Annotated in this window: 15 protein-coding genes; 9 read left to right on the forward strand and 6 right to left on the reverse strand. The window is 65.4% G+C overall.

Annotated features, from left to right (window positions below; all coding sequences use genetic code 11):
* Nucleotides 1-2: 2 nt before the first annotated feature.
* Together paaE and JOE69_RS12450 are read left to right on the forward strand one after the other, a co-directional pair.
* On the forward strand, nucleotides 3-1,187 hold the full coding sequence (paaE, locus tag JOE69_RS12445) for a 1,2-phenylacetyl-CoA epoxidase subunit PaaE (RefSeq protein WP_309799172.1): 1,185 nt from the start codon (nucleotides 3-5) through the stop codon (nucleotides 1,185-1,187).
* 21 nt (nucleotides 1,188-1,208) lie between these two features.
* Entirely contained in the window at nucleotides 1,209-1,976 is a 768-nt protein-coding gene (locus JOE69_RS12450) for an enoyl-CoA hydratase/isomerase family protein (protein ID WP_309799174.1), read from the forward strand.
* A gap of 7 nt (nucleotides 1,977-1,983) precedes the next feature.
* Here JOE69_RS12450 and JOE69_RS12455 read toward each other — a convergent pair whose 3' ends face one another.
* Both JOE69_RS12455 and JOE69_RS12460 read right to left on the reverse strand, forming a co-directional pair.
* The gene (locus JOE69_RS12455; protein ID WP_309799176.1) at nucleotides 1,984-2,451 is read right to left on the reverse strand and encodes a GNAT family N-acetyltransferase; all 468 of its coding nucleotides are present in this window, start codon (nucleotides 2,449-2,451) and stop codon (nucleotides 1,984-1,986) included.
* A gap of 114 nt (nucleotides 2,452-2,565) precedes the next feature.
* Entirely contained in the window at nucleotides 2,566-3,018 is a 453-nt protein-coding gene (locus JOE69_RS12460) for an Lrp/AsnC family transcriptional regulator (protein WP_309799178.1), read from the reverse strand.
* Between the two features lie 137 nt (nucleotides 3,019-3,155).
* On the opposite strand from JOE69_RS12460, the gene pdhA reads away from it, so the two are divergent.
* From pdhA to JOE69_RS12485, 5 genes are read left to right on the forward strand one after another with little or no spacing between them, the layout of a single operon-like run.
* Complete coding sequence (gene pdhA / locus JOE69_RS12465) at nucleotides 3,156-4,313, forward strand: pyruvate dehydrogenase (acetyl-transferring) E1 component subunit alpha (protein WP_309799180.1); 1,158 nt, start codon at nucleotides 3,156-3,158, stop codon at nucleotides 4,311-4,313.
* On the forward strand, nucleotides 4,310-5,362 hold the full coding sequence (locus JOE69_RS12470; protein WP_309799182.1) for an alpha-ketoacid dehydrogenase subunit beta: 1,053 nt from the start codon (nucleotides 4,310-4,312) through the stop codon (nucleotides 5,360-5,362). Before pdhA ends, JOE69_RS12470 begins: the two co-directional genes overlap by 4 nt.
* Nucleotides 5,344-6,687, forward strand: coding sequence for a dihydrolipoamide acetyltransferase family protein (locus tag JOE69_RS12475; protein WP_309799184.1), 1,344 nt, complete (start codon nucleotides 5,344-5,346; stop codon nucleotides 6,685-6,687). The genes JOE69_RS12470 and JOE69_RS12475 overlap by 19 nt, the downstream gene beginning before the upstream one ends.
* A 25-nt stretch (nucleotides 6,688-6,712) precedes the next feature.
* Entirely contained in the window at nucleotides 6,713-7,522 is an 810-nt protein-coding gene (locus JOE69_RS12480) for an MBL fold metallo-hydrolase (protein WP_309799186.1), read from the forward strand.
* A 60-nt stretch (nucleotides 7,523-7,582) separates the two neighbouring features.
* Entirely contained in the window at nucleotides 7,583-8,821 is a 1,239-nt protein-coding gene (locus JOE69_RS12485; protein ID WP_374709706.1) for an MFS transporter, read from the forward strand.
* Here the strand turns inward: JOE69_RS12485 and JOE69_RS12490 are convergent.
* Entirely contained in the window at nucleotides 8,818-9,702 is an 885-nt protein-coding gene (locus JOE69_RS12490; protein WP_309799190.1) for a phosphatase PAP2 family protein, read from the reverse strand. The two genes, JOE69_RS12485 and JOE69_RS12490, sit on opposite strands and share 4 nt — an antisense overlap.
* Nucleotides 9,703-9,760: 58 nt before the next feature.
* On the opposite strand from JOE69_RS12490, the gene JOE69_RS12495 reads away from it, so the two are divergent.
* Both JOE69_RS12495 and menD read left to right on the forward strand, forming a co-directional pair.
* Nucleotides 9,761-10,756, forward strand: a complete 996-nt coding sequence (locus JOE69_RS12495; RefSeq protein ID WP_309799192.1) for an o-succinylbenzoate synthase — start codon at nucleotides 9,761-9,763, stop codon at nucleotides 10,754-10,756.
* Nucleotides 10,757-10,986: 230 nt separating this feature from the next.
* On the forward strand, nucleotides 10,987-12,630 hold the full coding sequence (menD, locus tag JOE69_RS12500; protein ID WP_309801281.1) for a 2-succinyl-5-enolpyruvyl-6-hydroxy-3-cyclohexene-1-carboxylic-acid synthase: 1,644 nt from the start codon (nucleotides 10,987-10,989) through the stop codon (nucleotides 12,628-12,630).
* A gap of 8 nt (nucleotides 12,631-12,638) precedes the next feature.
* Here menD and JOE69_RS12505 read toward each other — a convergent pair whose 3' ends face one another.
* Genes JOE69_RS12505 through JOE69_RS12515 form a run of 3 tightly spaced genes read right to left on the reverse strand, consistent with a single transcriptional unit; the run spans nucleotide 12,639 to nucleotide 15,258 of the window.
* Entirely contained in the window at nucleotides 12,639-13,418 is a 780-nt protein-coding gene (locus JOE69_RS12505; protein ID WP_296362197.1) for an amino acid ABC transporter ATP-binding protein, read from the reverse strand.
* Complete coding sequence (locus JOE69_RS12510) at nucleotides 13,415-14,332, reverse strand: amino acid ABC transporter permease (RefSeq protein WP_296362196.1); 918 nt, start codon at nucleotides 14,330-14,332, stop codon at nucleotides 13,415-13,417. Before JOE69_RS12510 ends, JOE69_RS12505 begins: the two co-directional genes overlap by 4 nt.
* Complete coding sequence (locus tag JOE69_RS12515; RefSeq protein ID WP_296362194.1) at nucleotides 14,332-15,258, reverse strand: ABC transporter substrate-binding protein; 927 nt, start codon at nucleotides 15,256-15,258, stop codon at nucleotides 14,332-14,334. The genes JOE69_RS12510 and JOE69_RS12515 overlap by 1 nt, the downstream gene beginning before the upstream one ends.
* Between the last annotated feature and the right edge of the window lie 57 nt (nucleotides 15,259-15,315).

The following is a 15,315-nucleotide window of genomic DNA, read 5'->3' on the forward strand; positions in this document are numbered from 1 at the left end:
CCATGGCGGTTGTCCGCAAACCGGCGAACCGCCGGGCCAGTTTCCACGCGCTCAACGTCAAGGAAGTCCGCCGGCTCACCGCGGACGCCATCGAGGTGGCTTTCGACGTGCCGCCGCAGTTGTCCGGCCAATTCGACTACCTGCCGGGCCAGTATGTGGCTTTGCGAACCGAGCTCCCGGACGGTTCCGGCGCACCGAAAGAGCTGCGCCGCAGCTACTCGATCTGCGCTGAGCCGCGGACTTTCGCAGACGGCAGCAGCGAGATCCGGGTGGCGATCAAAAAGGATCTGGGCGGGGTGTTCTCCACCTGGGCCAACTCCGAACTCGCCGTAGGCGACAGTCTGGACGTGATGAGTCCGATGGGCGCGTTCACTTCGAAGCACCACAATGTGCTCACCGATCTGAACCGGCCCGAAGAACTCGCCGGGAGCCTCGCGGCCGGATCCTTCGTCGCGATTGCCGCAGGTTCCGGAATCACCCCGGTGATCGCGATCGCCCGCACGTTGTTGGCCGCGGATCCGCGGAACCGGTTCGACTTGGTCTACGCGAACAAGGCCGCCATGGACGTGATGTTTTTGGAGGAACTCGCGGATTTGAAGGACCGCTACCCGGCACGGTTCGCCTTGCACCACGTGCTTTCCCGCGAACAGCGGATCGCCCCGGTGCTCTCCGGCCGGATCGATGCCGAGAAGCTGCAGAGCATCCTCGGGTCAGTGCTGCCCGTGGACCAAGTGGATGAATGGTTCCTCTGCGGCCCTTTCGAATTGGTGCAGCTCTGCCGGGACACCCTGGCCGAACGCGGTGTGCCCGCGGAGAAAATCCGCTTCGAGCTGTTCACCACCGGTCGGCCGGAGCAGCCCGAGGGGCAGATCGGCCGGCCGGTCGTCGTGGACGATTCCGATGACAGCTTCGACATCACCTTCACCCTGGACGGGCTCAAGGGCTCGGTCAAAAGTCCGACGCACGCCCGGGAGTCGATTCTCAATGCGGCATTGCGGGTGCGCCCGGATGTGCCCTTCGCCTGCGCCGGCGGTGTTTGCGGAACCTGCCGGGCGAAAGTGGTCGACGGAACCGTGGAGATGGTGGAAAACTATGCCCTTGAGCCCGACGAATTGGCCAAGGGGTACGTCCTGACCTGCCAGGCGCACCCGACGTCGGAATCGGTCACCGTCGACTATGACGTCTAATCCGGTACGAGAGGAATCAGCATGATCGAACTGACGATTGCCGACGGGGTCGCCGAGGTGGTGCTGAACGCGCCGCAGAAACTCAACGCCATGGACGGGCGGGCCTTTCTGGATCTGCGCGCCGCAGTCGATGAAGCAGCAGCCGGTGGCGCTGCAAAAGTGCTGTTGCTGCGCGGCGAGGGGCGGGCGTTCTGCGCCGGCCGCGATTTGGGCGGCGTGGACATTGAGAATGACAATGCCTTGGCCTTCCTCGAAGAGCGCATCGTGCCGGCGATGCAAGCTATCATGGCCTTCCCGGGGCCGAGCTTCGCCGCGGCGCAAGGCGCTTCGCTGGGCGCCGGACTCGGTTTGCTGATTGCCGCCGACGTCGTCTATCTCGCCGAGGACGCGAAGATCGGCTCGCCGTTCGCGAACCTCGGCATGGTCCTGGACTCCGGCGGGCATTGGCTGTTCACCGAACGCCTGGGCACACATCGGACTCTGGACCTGGTCTATACCGCGGATTTGATCAGTGGTGCCGAAGCGGTGCGCTCCGGTCTGTTCAGCCGGGCCTTTCCGGCGGAGGCGCTGCTGGACGAAACCCGCAAGATCGTGGCCCGGGTGGCCCGCGGCCCGATCAACGCCTACCAGGACGGCAAGAAACTGGTAGCTGCGATCCGGGACCAACGACTGGGTTTCTGGGACGCTTTGGACCTGGAGAACAAAGTGCAGGGCGCCATCGTCAGCACGGACAATTACAAAGAGGGCATGGCCGCGTTCTTGGAAAAGCGCCGGCCGAATTTCAGCTAGGCCGAGGTCACGCCGTGAGGCATTCGAAGTAAGCCTGGACGTCGTCCCGGCGCAGCTCGCGGAAACCGTTTTTCAGCAGCACCGTCTGCGATGCGGTGTTGTCCAGATCGGTGACGGCCTGGACTCGTCGTGCGCCGTGGGCCGCCGCGATTTCCAGCAGCTGTGCCACCGCAGCACTTGCCCGACCCGCGCCCCGGGCTGACGGGACCACGTTGTACCCGATGGTGACCGCGCCGTCGTCGTCGGGCGGGCCGTAAAACCCGATCCCGCCCACGGCCAGGCCGCTGGAATCGCGGATGGCATACACCCCGAACGCAGCCGGCTCCGGCGACGGCTGGGCCAGGAACATCCGCATCGCATCGAGTTCGTCCGGCCATGGGTAGTCGGCAGCCCAACGGTCCTGCGGAAGCGGGGCATCCTGCAGAACTCGCTCCGCGGTCGCGCGGTCAACGGGGTCCAGGGCCACGGTGGTCATTGGACGAGTTTAGCTTTGCTGAAAACCGTTGCTTTATCGGGTGGTTTCCGAGCCGGCGCCTTGGATTCTCCAGGAACCGGCTCTATAAAGCGATGGTTTTGGACGGCGGTGGGGCTAGCGGGCATCCACGTCGTCGAAAATCAAGGACGTTTGCGTGTCCAGCACTCCGGGCATCGATTGCAACCGGTCGAAGACCAGCCGGCGCAGATGTTCATTGTCCACCGTGCGGACCAAGAGGATCACGTCGAAATCACCACCCACCAGCGCGATGTGGTGCACTTCGTCGACGGCCTTCAACGATTCACGCAATTCCCGCCAGGAATGCTGCTTCACCTTGAGCGTGACATAGGCCGATGACTTCAGGCCGGCCTTGATCGGATCGATCACGGCGGCGAATTTGGTCAGCACGCCGCGCTCGGTCAGCTGGGTCACCCGGTGGTAGGCGTGCGCCCGGCTGATATGGATCTTTTCCGCCAATGCGGTGATCGAGATCCGGCCGTCTTGGGTCAACTCGGCCAAGATCCGGCGATCCACATCGTCCAGGGAGTCGGTTGTAAGCTGGGTCACTTCGACAGTATATCTCTGATAATTCCATTTCTAGATCAATTCGTCTCCTGATCATAGGGCAACTGGCGGATAAAATACCAAAAACCGCATACTGGAAGCCATACTGCAAATCAGCAGCGGAATGGACGGACGGTACGATGACGATCTCCGCAGAGCAAGAAAACCGGGTGCGCCAAACCTTCGGCATCAGCGTCGAGGACTATATGCTGCCGGCGCACGAGCAGATCCAGATGGTGGATCCGCAGGGCCGCCGGGCGGAGCCGGGAGTGCGGCAAGCCGGCCACGAATACCCGGTCCCCGATGACGCAGCACTGCTGGAGGCATATGCCCAGCTGGTCATCGGCCGCCGGTTCAACGATCAGAACTCGGCTTTGGTCCGGCAGGGCCGGATGGCGGTCTACCCGTCGAGCCACGGCCAGGAAGCCTGCCAAGTCGCCGCGGCACTCTGCCTCGACGATGGCGATTGGCTGTTCCCGACCTACCGGGACGCGGTCGCGGTGATGAGCCGCGGGGTGGATCCGGTCGAAGCGATGACGCTGTTCCGCGGTGATTGGCACGGCGGCTACGATCCGATGGCGTACCGGGTCGGCATCCAGTGCACCCCGCTGACCACGCAGTTGCTGCACGCCGTCGGGGTGGCGCATGCGGCGAAACTGCGCGGCGAGAATACCGTGGTGATGGCCCTGTGCGGCGATGGCGCCACGAGCGAGGGTGATTTCCATGAGGCGCTGAACTTCGCCGCAGTCTTCCAGCTGCCGGTGATCTTCTTCGTGCAGAACAACAAGTACGCGATCTCGGTCCCGCTGGCGCAGCAATCGGTGGCGCCGTCCCTGGCGCACAAAGCCGTCGGCTACGGAATGGCCGGCGAACATGTCGACGGCAACGACGTGGTTGCGCTGTTGGCCGTGCTCAAGCGTGCGGTGGCGCTGGCGAAGTCCGGATCCGGGCCGCTGCTGGTGGAAGCAAACACCTATCGGATCCAGTCGCATACCAACGCCGACGACGCCACCCGGTACCGGCAGGACAGCGAGGTCGCCGAGTGGTTGGCGAAAGACCCGCTGACCAGGATGCAGGCCTTCCTGCGTTCCGAGGGCCTGCTCGACGACGACGCGGACGCCGAAATCGCGGCGCGCGCCGAAGCGATCGCCACGCGGTTGCGGGACGGGATGAACGCCGAGCCGGAAGTCGACCCGCAGGACCTTTTCCGGTTCCTCTACACCGAGCCCAACCCGCAGCTCGACGAACAGTCGGCCCAACTGGCCGAAGAACTCCGACGCGAGGGGAGCGCCTCATGACCGCCGCGCCGATTCCGGGCAGCCCGGCCCAGACCGAGCAGGCCGCTCCAGTCACCTTTGCCAAAGCACTCAACCGGGCGCTCGCCGACTCGATGGAACAGGACCCGTCGGTGCTGATGTTCGGCGAGGACGTGGGCACTCTGGGCGGGGTGTTCCGGATCACCGACGGGCTCACCGCCCGGTTCGGCGAGCAGCGTTGCTTCGACACCCCGTTGGCCGAGTCCGGAATCGTCGGCATGGCGGTCGGCATGGCGATGAACGGGATGCGCCCGGTGGTCGAAATGCAATTCGACGCCTTCGCTTACCCGGCCTTCCAACAGGTGGTCAGCCATGTGGCCAAAATGGCGAACCGGACCCGAGGTTCGGTCCGCCTGCCGATGGTGATCCGGATTCCCTATGCCGGCGGGATCGGCGGTGTAGAGCACCATTGCGATTCTTCCGAGGCCTACTACGTGCACACCCCGGGACTTACCGTGCTCACACCGTCGACGGTCGCCGACGCCTACACGATGCTGCGCGATGCCATCGCCTCGGATGATCCGATTGTCTTCATGGAGCCCAAAAAGCTCTACTTCGCCAAAGACCTGGTGGATTTGGACGCTTTGGCCGCGCGGTGGCCGGAAGCAGCGAAACAGAGCATCGGCCGGGCCGTGGTGGCCCGGGAAGGCAGCGACGCCACGCTGATCGCCTACGGGCCTTCGGTGGCCGCCGCATTGACCGCGGCCGACATCGCCGCGGGCGAAGGCCGCTCGCTCGAAGTGATCGATGTCCGTTCACTGTCGCCCTTCGACGATGAGACGGTATGCGCCTCGGTACGCAAAACCGGTCGTGCCGTGGTGGTCGCCGAAGCCCCGGGATTCGCCTCCATGGCGGCCGAGATCGTGGCCCGGGTCCAAGAGCGTTGTTTCCATTCCTTGGCGGCTCCGGTGCGCCGGGTCACCGGGTTCGACGTGCCGTACCCGGCGCCGAAACTGGAGAACTTCTTCCTGCCCGGGCCGGACCGGATTCTCGACGCGGTCGACGAGTTGCAATGGGAGGACGCGCTGTGAGCGCCGCGCTGGCCAAGCAACAAGTCTTCCTGCTGCCGGATTTGGGTGAGGGGCTGACCGAGGCGGAGCTGGTCCGTTGGCTGGTTTCAGTGGGCGACAACCTGGTGGTCGACCAGCCGATCGCCGAGGTGGAGACCGCCAAATCACTGGTCGAGATCCCTTCCCCGTTCGCCGGGGTCGTAGCGGTGCTGCACGGCGAAGCCGGCCAGCTGATGGATGTGGGCAAACCGTTCCTCACGGTGGACGGCCCGGACGCGGCGGACCCGCATGAGGGATATCGCGAGGAGGAGCGCGCCGGCAGCGGAAACGTGCTCATCGGTTACGGCACCAGCGGGCATACTGCGAGCGGACGTTCCCGGCCGCGCAAGGCGGCAGCGGCAAGTGTACCGGGGGGAGCTGCGGCGGCTGCCAACACACCGGCCGCCAACGCACCGGCTGCCAATACTGGGGTTGCACCGCTGGTGATTTCGCCGTTGGTGCGCAAACTGGCCCGGGAATCCGGCATTTCCTTGCACGGTGTCACAGGTTCCGGCCCGGGCGGGCTGATCTTGCGCAAAGACATCGTGGCGCTCGGTGCCGCGATCACGTCCGCAGACCCGGCGGCGCTGCCCGGGATCGACCCGAGGTCAGGGCTCTCGGTGGTTTCCCGGACTCCGCTGACCGGGGTCCGCAAGGCCATCGCGGCCAATCTGAGCCGCAGCCGGAGCGAAATCCCGGAAGCCACGGTCTGGGTCGAGGTGGATGCGACTGCACTTGTGGAGATGCGGGCCGCGCTGAAGCAGACCGACCCGGCGAACACCCCGGGGCTGTTGGCCTTCATCGCCCGCTTCGTGCTCGCCGGTCTGGCGAAGTTCCCGGAGTTGAACACCCGGATCGACGACGGCGCCCTGCTCGCTGTGGACGGGGTCAACTTGGGCTTCGCCGCGCAGACCGACCGTGGACTGGTGGTGCCTTCGATCCGGGCCGCGGAACTGCTCAGCGCCCGGGAAATCGACGTGGAGCTCCGTCGGCTGACGGAGCTGGCCCGGGCCGGGAAAGCTTCGCCGGCTGAGTTGAGCCGGGGCACCTTCACCCTGAACAACTACGGGGTGTTCGGGGTGGACGGTTCGGCGGCGATCATCAACTACCCGGAATCGGCGATCCTGGGCGTGGGCCGGATCATCGACAAACCGTGGGTGGTCCAGGGCGAACTCGCGGTGCGGAAAGTCACCGAACTGACCCTGGTCTTCGACCACCGGGTCTGCGACGGCGGCACAGCCGGTGGATTCCTGCGCTATGTGGCCGACGCGATGGAGAACCCAGCCACGGTCCTTGCCGATCTTTAGGCCTCGGCCGGGGCAGAATAGATCCATGGCGTCGTGGCAGGAGTTGGGTCCGGGTAACTTTATTTTGGCGACCGCCGGGGAACTGCTGAACACCGGTCTGGTGCTCGGCAGCGAACGGGCGCTGGTCATCGACACCGGCTGCGGGCCCCGGCAAGCAGCCGGGATCCTCGCTGCGGTCCGGGAGATCACGCCGTTGCCGCTCGTGGTGGTCAATACGCATGCGCACTACGACCATTTCTTCGGCAATGCGGTTTTCGCGGCGGACGGGGTGCGCGAATTCTGGGCGCACGAAAACGCCGCCCGCACCATGGCGGAGCACGGCGAAGCGCAGCGGCGGATGCTCGATTCCGCACACGAACCGGAGATGGCGGCGGCCGACGGCGAGCTGGCCGAGATCGTACTGCCTACCGCGCTGGTCAAGGACCAGCCGGTACTGCTCGATTTGGGCGGAGTCGTCGCGACGCTGTTCTACCTGGGCCGCGGCCACACTGACGGCGATCTGCTGGTGGGCACGCAGAGCACGGTGTTCTCCGGCGATTTGGTGGAACAAGGTTCACACCCGTCGTTCGAGGATTCCTATCCGGCGGAGTGGGCGGACACCCTGCGACAGCTTTCCGCCTTGCGGCATCGCTACGAATTCCTGGCGCCCGGGCACGGCAAATCGGTCAGCGACGACTTCGTCAAGACCATGGCCAACACCATGTCCACGGCAATCCGGATGGCGCGTGAAGCGGCCCGGGAGACGCCCAATGACGCGACCAAAGCGATTCCGATCCTGCCCTACGGCCCGGAACAGTCGCGCTGGTTCATGGCCCGGTTGCGGCAAACCGCCTGAACGCCGCCAACCCCCGCGCGAGTGCACAGTTGTTTCCCGCGACGGATTGTTGGGTAGTCGATGGGGATCGGCGAGTTCCGAGGATCCGGGAGTAGGCTCGACAGCGTGAGTCAAGACGACGCGGCATTCAGCTTCAAGAAGATCGCGTTGCCGGCCTTCGGCCCTTCCTTGTTGTTCGGCCTGGGCGAGGGGGCGATCCTTCCGGTGATCGCGTTGAGCGCCCGTGATCTGGGCGCCTCGGTGGCGGTTGCCGCGCTGGTCGTGACCCTGATCGGAATTGGTTCCCTGCTGAGCAATATCCCCGCCTCGATCATCACGGACAAATACGGCGAACGCTGGGCGATCGTCGGAGCCGCCGGGCTCAGTGTGATTGCGATGCTGCTCTGCTTGAGCGCCCCCAACCTGGTGGTCTACGGACTGGGCATCCTGCTGATCGGCGCTGCTTCGGCGGTGTTCAATCTGGCCCGGCAGAAGTACCTCACCGAGGCCGTCCCGGTGCGCTTCCGGGCCAGGGCGCTGTCCACGCTCGGCGGCGTGATGCGGATCGGGGTCTTCATCGGACCGTTCCTAGGCGCGCTGGCGATCAACTTCCTGCAGCTCTCCGGCGCCTATTGGGTCGGCGTCGGCGCCGTCGTGCTGGCCGGGCTGATCGCCCTGAGCATGCCCGATCTGGTCCACCCCGGCGGCGCGGACGGCAGTGCGCCTTCGCCCAAGGTGGCCAGCATCATCACGTCGTACCGCAAGATTTTCCTGACCGTGGGCATCGGCGTGCTGCTGGTCAGCGCGGTCCGGTCTTCACGCCAAGTGGTGATCCCGCTCTGGGCCGAAGGGATGGGCCTGGACGCCACCACGACGTCGCTGATCTACGGGCTCTCCGGTGCGGTGGACATGCTGGTTTTCTACCCGGCGGGGAAACTGATGGACCGCAAGGGGCGGGCCTGGGTGGCGGTGCCTTCGATGCTGATCATGGCCGGGTCGCTGCTCGCCATGCCGTTCACCGGGGGAGCGGCGAGCCTGCTGCTGGTGTCCTTGTTGATCGGTTTCGGAAACGGGATCGGGGCCGGCATGGTGATGACGCTCGGTGCAGATTACTCACCGGACTCCGGCCGGGCGCAGTTCCTGGGCATCTGGCGGTTCTTGTCCGATCTGGGTTCGTTTTCCGGCCCGGCCCTGCTTTCCGCGATCACCGCGCTGGCCACCTTGGGCCTTGGCATCGCAGCCACCGGAGTCCTGGGCCTGGCAGCGGCGGCGGTGCTTTGGTACTGGATTCCCCGTTCGGCGAATCCCGAACCGGCCTAGCCCGAGGTCCGTCGCCGGGTTTCCAGGCTGAAGAGCAGCACCCCGGCCACCGAAATCAAATATCCGGCGATCGCGATCATCGCGCTGCCGGCCAGGAAATAGTTGCTGGTGCTAACCGCTCCCGGAGCGTCCAGCGCGCGCAATTCGTAGACCGCGACGGCGGTTGCCGCCAACCCCAGCAGCACCGAGACCGCCGGCCAGAGAGCCGAGGCCCGCTGCCGGGATTCCTGGTTCCAGCCGGCGCCGGTACGGAGCACCGCCCAGCCGGCCAGCGCGGCCCAGGCACCGACCATCAAGAAGGCGGCCAGCACATCGGCCGGCCGGTGCCACTGGTTGATCAGGAGTGAGAAGCCGGAAAAAATCGCGTAGCTGGCACCGACGAAGGCCGCGAGCGGACGCCAACGCGGGCTGGCCACCAAGAACACCGCGGCGGCAGCGCTCGCCGCGAGCGTGGTGTGCCCGGAGGGAAGGGAATTGAAGTCGAGCGTGGTCACGCCGCGGTCCGGCCGGTCCGGCAGCGCCGCTTTGAGCAACTGGGTGCTCACATTGGCGCCGACCATTGCCAGCACCGCAATTCCGGCCGCCAGCCAACGCCGTCGAAAGAGCGTGACCAGCAGCAACACCACGCCGCCGATCACCACCGAGCTGACCGGCAGCACGTCCAAGAACTGGGCGGTCTGCTTGCCCACCCAACGTTGCGCGGCCGGTGCCTCGACGAGCGCCGATTCATCGATGTACTGGCCGGTGGTGGTGCGCACGAAATACAGATAAGTGCTGATCAGTCCCAGCACGGCCAGCGCAGCGGTCAGGAAGAACAGGCCAGGGTGCAGCGGGAACCGTGCCGATGGGCCGGAGTTGCCGGCTGATTGCTGAATCCCCATCCCCCAACCCTACGTGCTGGGACTCCGGGCAGGCGGTTCCGCGGAGTAAGCTCGGGACGTGATCTTGCCTGCATTGGATGAACTTCTGGCCGGTTCCAGAGTGGTCGCGTTGCCCCTGCGGGTGAAATTCCGCGGCCTCCTGGTCCGCGAAACCATGCTGCTCGAGGGCCCCGCGGGCTGGGCCGAGTTCGGGCCGTTCACCGAGTACGACGACGCCGAAGCGGGCCGCTGGCTGCGCGCGGCGATCGAAGCGGGCTGGCAGGGTTTCCCGACGCCGGTCCGGAACCGGATCCCGGTGAATGCCACGGTTCCCGCGGTCGCTGCAGCGCAGGTCGCGGAGGTGCTGCGGCCGTTCGGCCAGGTCCCGGCGGTCAAAATCAAGGTCGCCGAGCCCGGGCAGAATCTGCAGCAGGACGTAGCGCGGGTGGCTGCGGTCCGCGCGGTTCTGCCGGATGCCGCCCTCCGGGTTGACTCGAATGCCGGGTGGAGCCACCTCGAGGCACTCGAAGCCTTGCGCCGCCTGGCGGACTTCGGTCTGGAATACGCGGAACAGCCGGTTCCCGGGATCGACGGTTTGGCCCGGCTGCGCGAAGCGCTCGCCGGCGAACGGATCCCGGTGTTGATCGCGGCCGACGAGAGCGTCCGCAAAGAGACCGACCCGCTGGCGGTGGCCCGGGCCGGAGCGGCGGATCTGATCGTGGTGAAGAGCGCGCCGCTGGGCGGGGTGCGCAACGCCCTGGAGATCGTGGCCCGGGCCGGGTTGCCCGCGGTGGTGAGTTCCGCCCTGGACAGCTCGGTGGGCATCCGGGCGGGCCTGGCGCTCGCTGCCGCGTTGCCGGAGTTGCGGTACGCCTGCGGGCTGGGCACGGTATCGTTGCTGGCTGCGGATGTCTGGGCACAACCGTTGGCAGCGCAGGACGGGGCCATCGATGTGCGCGAGGCGGTGCCCGATGCGGATTTGCTCGACCGGTTCGCCGCACCTCCGGACCGGGTGGCCTGGTGGCGGGCCCGATTGGGCCGGGTGCTGGCCGGGTTTGAAGGCACCCGGATCTAGCCTCGTGCGATGAAGCCGCCGATGGAATTGCCGACGACAGTGACTTCCGCCAGGCCGAGTTGGTCCAGCAGCTCGGCCTGGATCTGAGCCAGGTCCTTGATCGTGCTGACGGTTTCGGGGCGGTCCGTAACTGGCGAAGGCCGGGGGCGACTCGGTATGAACGCGAAAATCTGCGCGGCCGAGCGCCCTAGACTCGAAGCGTGAATGTTTCGACGGCTGGACTCAGTTCAATGGACTCGGCACGGGGCGCGATTGCCGCCTTGATCGCCGGTGGCGTGCAGCAGGTGGTGTTGTCGCCCGGCTCGCGGAACGCGCCTTTGGTTTACGCCGTGGCCGCGGCCGGTGCTGCCCTGGAGGCGGTGGTCCGGGTCGATGAACGAAGTGCCGGGTTCACCGCATTGGGCCTCGCCGTGGGTTCCGGAGCCCCGACCGCGGTGCTGACCACCTCCGGAACCGCCGTGGGCAATCTGCTGCCGGCGGTGATGGAAGCCGACCACGCAGGCGTGCCGTTGCTGGTGCTTTCCGCAGACCGCCCGGAAGAACTCCGGGGCACCGGCGCGAACCAGACCACGGACCAAGTGGATTTGTTCGGCTCGCATGTCAGATTCGCCGTCGATGTGGCGGCCGGCGACGATCCGCGAGCCGCGGTGCAAACCGGGCTGGATGCCGCCCAGGGCCATTTGCAGGGTGTGCCGGCCGGCCCGGTGCAGCTGAACTTCGGCTTCCGCGAGCCGCTCACCCCAGCACTCGACGGCAGCGGTTATCTGCCGATGAAAGCACCCCAACCGGTGCGCAGCGCGGTGGAAACCGTGATCCCGCAACACCTGGAACCGGGCCGGCAGCACCGCACCGTGGTGCTGGCCGGGCACGGAGCCGGCCCCCAGGCTGAATTGTTCGCACGACGCCACCGCTTGCCGTTGCTCGCCGAACCCTCGTCGAACGCCCGCTTCGGACCGAACGCGATCGGCCCCTACCGGTTGCTGTTGCCGCACTTCGAGGCGCTGGTGGAACGGGTCGTGGTGTTCGGCCGGCCGACGTTGTCCCGTCCGGTGGCGGCCTTGCTGGACCGGAGCGATCTGCCGCGTGCGCTTTACCTGCCGCGGCCGGTCGCCTGGTTCGAACCCGGCCGGCGGAGTGAGCGGATCATCGACGGCTGGAATGAGCTCGGCGAGTTCGCCGGGGCCGGGCCGCAAGGCTGGTTGGAGGCTTGGCTGGCGGCCGGAATCCAAGCTGAAAGCGCTCTGGACGAGGTGCTGGGCGAGGCCATGGGCGAACAACCCAGCGGCTTGCTGCTGGCCCGGGAGATCTGGAAGCGGCCGGAGCATCTGGTGATCGGCTCATCGAACCCGATCCGGGATGCGGACCTGGCTGCCCGGCCGAGATCCGAAAGCCCCAGGGTGCATGCGAACCGGGGGCTGGCCGGCATCGACGGTACGATTTCGACGGCGAGCGGGTTGGCGCTGGGCAGCGGAAAGCCGAGTCGGCTGTTGCTGGGCGATCTCACCTTACTGCACGATGCGGGCGGGCTGTTGCTGCCCCGCGGCGAACGTGTTCCGGATTTGCAGATCGTGCTGCTGAACGATTCCGGAGGTGGCATTTTCAGCCTCTTGGAACACGGCAGGCTGGGACTCCAGGAAGGCTACCGAACCGCCGTCGAGCGCTTTTTCGGCACTCCGCACGACGTCCGGATGTCCGCGCTCGCCGAAGCCTACGGCGTGGACCACCGACTGGTCGGGACCGTGGCCGAGCTCGTCGAAATGCTGCAAGCCCCGGTCCGCGGGCGTTCGGTAGTGGAAATCCGCACCGAACGCACCGCTTTGCGGGGCTTGCATGATCAGGTCAAAACCGCGGTGGACGCCGCCGTCGCCGGTTGAGCCGGGGCTCAGAGCACCCGGCTGAGGAAGCCTTTGGTGCGTTCGTGTTGCGGGTTGGCGATGATTTCGCGCGGATCGCCGGATTCGACCACGACGCCGCCGTCCATGAAGGTCAGCGTGTCGCCGACTTCCCGGGCGAAGCCGATCTCGTGCGTGACCACGACCATGGTCATCCCGGATTTGGCCAGATCCTTCATGACCTGCAGCACGTCGCCGACGAGTTCCGGGTCCAGGGCCGAGGTGGGCTCGTCGAAGAGCATCAATTCGGGGTCCATGGCCAAGGCCCGGGCGATCGCCACGCGTTGCTGCTGGCCGCCGGAGAGCTGCGCGGGGTAATGGTTGGCATGATCGGCCAGGCCCACCTGGTCCAGCAGTTCCAGAGCGCGTTTTTTCGCGGTCGTCTTGGACTGCTTTTTGACCTGGGTAGGCGCTTCGATGATGTTTTCGACCGCGGTCCGGTGGCCGAACAAGTTGAACCGTTGGAACACCATGCCGATTTCGGAACGCTGCGCCGCGATCTCTTTGACTTTGAGGTGATGGAGCTTGCCGTCGACCTCTTTGTAGCCGATGAGTTCGTCGCCGACGTGGATCCGTCCGGCGTCGATGGTTTCCAACAAGTTGATGCAGCGCAGCAGCGTCGACTTGCCGGAGCCGGAAGGACCGATCAGCACCGAGACCTCGCCCTGCTTGATCGTCATGTCGATGCCCTTGAGCACATGGTGGCTGCCGTAGAGCTTGTGCACGCCCTCGATGCGGACCAGAGGCTTGGTGGTGGTTTCGGTGCTCATACGTTCTGCTCCGGGGCTCGAAGGGGGGCCGGTGAGAGATTGTCCACGCCTTTGCCGTAATAGCGTTCGATGTAGTGCTGGCCGACCATCAGGATCGAGGTGATCAGCAAGTACCAGAACGCGGCGATCAGCAGGAACGGAATCGGCAGGTAGGTTTTGTTCGCCAAGGCGTTGCTGGCGAAGGTCAGTTCCAAGGTGAACGGCACCGCGAGCACCAGCGAGGTGGTCTTGAGCATGCCGATGGTTTCGTTGCCGGTGGGCGGCACGATAATCCGCATCGCCTGCGGCAGCACGATCCGCCACATGACTTTGGCCTTGCGGATGCCGAGCGCTTCGGCCGCTTCGATCTGGCCCTTGTCCACCGACTTCAGGCCGGCCCGGAAGATTTCCGCGAGGTAGGCGGATTCGTTCAGCCCCAAGCCCAGCAGTGCAGCCAGGAACCCGGTGATGTAGTCCTGGGTGTTGAAGCTGAACAGCTCCGGCCCCCAGGGGATGCCGATCGCGATTTTCGGGTACAGCACCGCGAAAAGGCCCCAGAAGATCAACTGGGTGTAGACCGGGGTGCCGCGGAAGAACCAGACCCAGAACCAACTGACCCAGCGGAAAATCGGATTGTCCGATTGCCGCATGAAGGCGAGCAGGATCGCGAGCACGATGGCGAGCACCATGGATGCCACGGTGAGCAGCAAAGTCCAGCCCACACCCTGGATGATCTTCACATCGCGCAAGTACAACCAGACGATGTCCCAGCGGAAGTTTTCATTGGTGGCGACCGATTGGCCGATCAAGGCCACGATCACGGCAATCACCACGACGCCGATCCAGCGTCCGGGGTGCCGGACCGGCACTGCTTTGATCCGGTCGATTCGCTGCGGCACCGTGTGCTGTGCTGCGGTTTCGGGTCCGCTGGACATCAGTTGACCTCCGGGTTGACTTGGAAGGAGTCGATGGCGGAATCGCCGGAACCCCAGGAATCCAAGATTTTCTTGTAGGAACCGTCTTCTTTGAGCGCGTCCAGCGCCTTTTTGATCAGCTCGGCGAAGGCCAGATCGCTTTTCGCCACGGCGATTCCTTGCGGAGCCTGGTCGTAGGCGTTGCTGAGCTTTTCCACCTTGCCGTTGGTCTGCGCAATCGCGTAACCGGTGATCGGCGAGTCAGCAGTCATGGCCGCGATCGAGCCATTGATCAGGCGGGTGGTGATGTCGGTCTGGTTCTTCAGCGTGACCACATCGATGGGGGCTTTGCCTTCTGCTTTGCATTGGGCGTTGCGGCCGCTCAGGTCGGGGTCTTCCTGGGTAGTGCCGGTCTGCACGCCGATCGACAATCCGCAGATGTTGTTCAGATCCACGTTTTGCGGGTTCCCCTTCTGCACCGCCCAGGTGGTGCCGACGTTGAGGAAACTCACCATGTTCACGTTCTTCAGGCGTTCCTGGGTGATCGTGAAGGACGATATGCCGACGTCGTACTTGGGGCCGAGTGCGGGCAGGATCCCGGTGAATTCAGCGCTCTGCACTTCGGTTTTCAAGCCCAGCTTCTTGGCGATCGCGGTGATCATCTCGATGTCGTACCCGGTGGCATTGCCATTGGAATCCAGCGACTCTGCCGGCGGGTATTCGGTATTGGACCCGACGATCAGGGTGCCGCGGTTTTTGATCTGCTCGGGCAGCTGTGCGGCCAGTGCCGGATCCAGCTTGACCGAGTTCTGGTCGAAGGGCGCTGCGCTGGCGCCGCCTACCGGGCGGTCGAGTTTTTCGGATTCATAGGTGCATCCGGTCAACGCAAGCGCGCCGACGGCAAGGATTGCGACGGTTTTCGCAATCGCCGTAGTGGCTACTTTCATGAAGTTCCTCTGTTCGGATCAAAGTGCGTGCTGCAGCCTGCCGATGACTGCTCCCAC

The sequence above is a fragment of the Arthrobacter russicus genome (genome assembly GCF_031454135.1).
GTDB classification, from domain to species: Bacteria; Actinomycetota; Actinomycetes; order Actinomycetales; family Micrococcaceae; genus Renibacterium; species Renibacterium russicum.

Coding starts and splice junctions, on each gene's coding strand:
- JOE69_RS12505 (WP_296362197.1), bottom strand. CDS start 13,418: ATGAGCACCGAAACCACCACCAAGCCTCTGGTCCGCATCGAGGGCGTG.
- paaE (WP_309799172.1), top strand. CDS start 3: ATGGCGGTTGTCCGCAAACCGGCGAACCGCCGGGCCAGTTTCCACGCG.
- JOE69_RS12455 (WP_309799176.1), bottom strand. CDS start 2,451: ATGACCACCGTGGCCCTGGACCCCGTTGACCGCGCGACCGCGGAGCGA.
- JOE69_RS12480 (WP_309799186.1), top strand. CDS start 6,713: ATGGCGTCGTGGCAGGAGTTGGGTCCGGGTAACTTTATTTTGGCGACC.
- JOE69_RS12475 (WP_309799184.1), top strand. CDS start 5,344: ATGGGAGGACGCGCTGTGAGCGCCGCGCTGGCCAAGCAACAAGTCTTC.
- JOE69_RS12450 (WP_309799174.1), top strand. CDS start 1,209: ATGATCGAACTGACGATTGCCGACGGGGTCGCCGAGGTGGTGCTGAAC.
- pdhA (WP_309799180.1), top strand. CDS start 3,156: ATGACGATCTCCGCAGAGCAAGAAAACCGGGTGCGCCAAACCTTCGGC.
- menD (WP_309801281.1), top strand. CDS start 10,987: ATGGACTCGGCACGGGGCGCGATTGCCGCCTTGATCGCCGGTGGCGTG.
- JOE69_RS12510 (WP_296362196.1), bottom strand. CDS start 14,332: ATGTCCAGCGGACCCGAAACCGCAGCACAGCACACGGTGCCGCAGCGA.
- JOE69_RS12485 (WP_374709706.1), top strand. CDS start 7,583: ATGGGGATCGGCGAGTTCCGAGGATCCGGGAGTAGGCTCGACAGCGTG.
- JOE69_RS12515 (WP_296362194.1), bottom strand. CDS start 15,258: ATGAAAGTAGCCACTACGGCGATTGCGAAAACCGTCGCAATCCTTGCC.
- JOE69_RS12470 (WP_309799182.1), top strand. CDS start 4,310: ATGACCGCCGCGCCGATTCCGGGCAGCCCGGCCCAGACCGAGCAGGCC.
- JOE69_RS12490 (WP_309799190.1), bottom strand. CDS start 9,702: ATGGGGATTCAGCAATCAGCCGGCAACTCCGGCCCATCGGCACGGTTC.